This is a genomic window from Vreelandella stevensii S18214 (assembly GCF_000275725.1).
Lineage (GTDB): Bacteria > Pseudomonadota > Gammaproteobacteria > Pseudomonadales > Halomonadaceae > Vreelandella > Vreelandella stevensii.
The window spans coordinates 1-3069 of record NZ_AJTS01000001.1 but is presented as its reverse complement, the minus strand read 5'-3'; the positions used below and the strand labels follow the sequence as shown (position 1 = coordinate 3069).

The following is a 3069-nucleotide window of genomic DNA, read 5'->3' as shown; positions in this document are numbered from 1 at the left end:
TATAAAGTGGGGCTCAATCTACTCAGTCGTAAAAACTATTGATCTATTCTCAACTGACCGTCGTCTAGCATGCTCTGTATGAAATCAGATGAGCTTCTACCCTCTGGCATCTGAACACCTTTCAACACAACCTGTTGATCTGCATTGCTCCCATCTGATGCCAACCCCCCATCAGACTTAATGTGCAGCACGGTATCTGCACCCTGTTGTTCAGCTTTAATATATTGGTCCAGATTTTCCGCATTTTCACCTTGCAATAGATCCGCTATATCCAAACGATCTGCTGCTGAGTCGACACCAAACTGCCCTAAATTAAAGTCCATAACCTGATCCACAGCAGGTCTCTGCTCTGAACCTTCATCGCCCGACTCCCATACAAAGGTATTGGCGCCACTACCGCCATACATGATGTCATTACCAGTACCACCTATCAACGTATCATTGCCTCCTTGCCCAAACAGAATGTCATCACCCTCACCGCCGATCAGAATATCATTACCGCCTGTTCCCGTGGAGTTATTAAACTCTCCATGATTGTCGCTAATGTATTGATGGATCTGCTCAGCAGAAACTTGATTTGGATCTGCGATACCCAATTGGCCTGCAATATAAGCTTTAATAGCGGGCAAGCCGTTACCCTCTATCCCCGCGAAGGTAACCTGATCTCCAAACAAGATATCATTGCCCTCTCCTCCGGAAATTGTGTCATCGCCTGACTGTAGTTGGACATTTTGCCCAAGTATGGCATCTGCAAGTTGCTCTGGGTCGATATTCGACTGGACGATGCCATCAGAGTCATATGCCTGAAGGCTACTTTCATTCAGGCTGCTGCCCAAGCCAATTGCATTGACCGACGACATACCCTCTAACAAAGCAAACGCTTCCGTTGAGTTCTGGACTACCGTTTGTGTGGTGCTACTGCCATTGCCACCAAGAACAGAAATCTCGTATGTGCCGTCCCCCTCAGCTCTAACCTGACCGATAACTTCACTAGACCATCCACGTCCAAAACCCAAAAAGCCTGAGCTGTAGGTCCACTGATTGACGTTTCCGTTTGAGTCAATAATTTCACGAACTTGACCGTTAATATTCATCGAGTATGTTTGACCAGGAACGTAGTCAATGTCATCGATAGTCAAGTTCCAACGATTACTTCCTCTGGAGCCTACAACCACCGTCTCCCTCTCATTGGCTTGATAATACGTCGGCAAACCATCGGTAATAAAGTAGGTCTGGTTAGTACCAGGATTGGCTTGTACAGCGTCTGAATAGAACCAGTTGGCAGTGGTTTTAAATACATCTTCATAGTTGGTGCCCCCACCACGCTGGAATCCATCCAAAACTGCTTGTAGCTTGGGCAGTGCTTGTGGATCCGACAAATCAACACTAACACTTCTTCCTGCCTGAGTATCAAACTCTACCAAGAAGATGTTCACCGTACCGGCGTTATCCTCACCTACACTCTCTTTAAGTGTATTGAATACTTCAGTCAATGATGCCTTAGCATTGGCGATATCGGTATTCGACATACTGCCCGATGTATCCACCATAAACGCTAGGTTGTAGTTTTCACCTGGTACTAACTGCAGACCTGCAACATCACCAATGATGATGTCATTTGCACTGGTGCCAGCTATCGTGTCGCCACCGGGCGAGCCGACGATGATGTTGTATTGTTCAACTGCGTTAGTAACAGTGCTGGTTGCACTATCAACGATAACTAGCTGGCCGTCCTCATAAACCGGATTACCATCCGCGTCGCGAATAATCTCTTTCGATGTAACGCTAGCCTCTAGATGGAACTCTCCAGCGTCCACAGGCACAGTCACAGACAATACGATGTCATTGAGATCGGCCTGATCCGGGTTGCTAATTAACCAACCACCGTTATCTTGAACAAGCTCTACACCTTGTGGCGCATTTGCTAATTCAACCGTTGAGCCAGCGGGTATACCACTAAGCTTAATGCCAGATAATATTTCACTACCATCCGTATCAGTGAGCGCAGCTGATAGCTCTACTGTGTACTGTTGGTATACATCGCCTGTTGTGATTTCAACGCTGGTACGGTCACTTGAGGCAGTATAGGTAGTGCCATCTGCGTAAATAACGCCTTCGAGGTTGTTGCTCATCTGGCCAATCAAGTATCCCTGCTGGGCACCAGAAGAGTAAGAGACTCGAACACCGTCTAATGTATTGACCTTAGTCTCTGAATTATTATTCGTACTCCAAGTAACCCCGTAATCATACCCTTCTTCTTGGGAGACAAAGATATAGTCTTGTTTCGCTCCGCTCGTTGCTTGGGTTCTATTCCCGGAAACGGAATCCAAACTTCTCCAGTTTCCGTCCTGCGAGTAGCCGCTGCCCGAATGTACTACAAAAATATCGGCGTAATCGCCACTACCATTGGCATTACCCTGACCATAGTACTGTACAACGCCAGCATTCGAAGTGCCGGGATTGGCAATTTCAGGGACACTATCCCCTTCCGTTAACCACACACGAACGCCATCGCCTATCTTAACAATCTGGCCATTTTGAACATCAAAGCCACCAGCAACCCCACTACCACCGTTTACTTTGATAATTTCACTACCTACGTCGCCCTGCTTTTCACCAGGTGTTACCACCATGGAGATTTCCGGTGCGTCCGCAATGGGTTTGATATCAATTTGCAGTGTTGCTTCTTCGCCCTCGTTGCGAGCATCGGTCGGGCGGAAAGAGAGGTGGGCATAGTCAGCCTGCTGGTTACCGACTCCTTCACCCCCATAACCGTCAAAGCCTGACTCGTTCTCAGCTGGCAAGAAGCGCAACATCCCTGAATCGATTTGTGCTTTGGTGAAGTGGCTGTTTTCACTAACACTCTGCCAGTTCCCATCGGCGTCTTTAAATTGCAGCGTGCCCGCTTCAGGCAGCCGAGTAATAGTGACACCTAGCTCTTCATCAGCAGAATCATCATCTGAAATATTAAAGTCATCCCACTTAATCGCCAGTGCAGTGTCTTCTTTACCGACGATCTGGCCACCCTCAGCACTAGGAGCGAGGTCGATTCCGTAGCCGCGGTCAGCC

General features: G+C 47.8%; 1 protein-coding gene. It reads right to left on the bottom strand.

Annotation, left to right across the window (positions count from 1 at the left end):
- Positions 1-35 precede the first annotated feature (35 nt).
- Positions 36-3069 (bottom strand): type I secretion C-terminal target domain-containing protein (locus tag HSS18214_RS17640; RefSeq protein ID WP_016913262.1); only part of this gene is annotated, 3034 nt, incomplete at its 5' end.